This window comes from Psychromonas antarctica (assembly GCF_022267535.1).
Lineage (GTDB): Bacteria > Pseudomonadota > Gammaproteobacteria > Enterobacterales > Psychromonadaceae > Psychromonas > Psychromonas antarctica.
Genome location: NZ_JAHNZV010000289.1, coordinates 1 through 610, shown reverse-complemented (window position 1 = coordinate 610; position 610 = coordinate 1). Strand labels below are relative to the sequence as shown.

The following is a 610-nucleotide window of genomic DNA, read 5'->3' as shown; positions in this document are numbered from 1 at the left end:
ACTTTAACAGGATCAGTATGAAAGTAACCACCAAGGTCGACTTTTGCACCTTGTGCAGCGTTTAACTCATTAATAATAGTAGCTTCATTTTCAGATAAGGCTTTAGCCAGCGGTGCAAAAGTCGCCTGTAATGCTTTATCTTGCGTTTGCGCCGCAAGCGCTTCGGCCCAATACATAGCTAAGTAGAAATGGCTACCACGGTTATCCAGCTCATTCACCTTACGGGAAGGTGATTTATCTTCTTTAAGGAATTTGCCATTAGCAATATGTAAAGTTTGTGCAAGAATAACTGCTTTTTCATTTCCGGTTTTAAACGCAATATCTTCGATAGAAACCGCCAGTGCTAAAAACTCACCCAACGAGTCCCAACGCAAATGTCCTTCTTCAATAAATTGCTGTACATGTTTAGGAGCAGAACCACCTGCACCCGTTTCGAATAAACCTCCCCCCGCAAGTAAAGGCACAATTGATAACATTTTTGCACTGGTACCAAGTTCTAAAATAGGGAATAGATCAGTTAAATAATCACGTAACACATTACCTGTGACTGAAATCGTATTTTTACCTGCAAGTACGCGTTTTAAAGTAAATTTAATCGCATCATTCGGTG

The 610-nt window shown here is 40.3% G+C and carries 1 protein-coding gene; it reads right to left on the bottom strand.

Annotated elements, in window-relative coordinates; translation table 11 throughout:
- On the bottom strand, window positions 1-610 hold a 610-nt coding region (locus tag KSO91_RS17515; RefSeq protein WP_238744291.1), incomplete at both ends, for an NADP-dependent isocitrate dehydrogenase.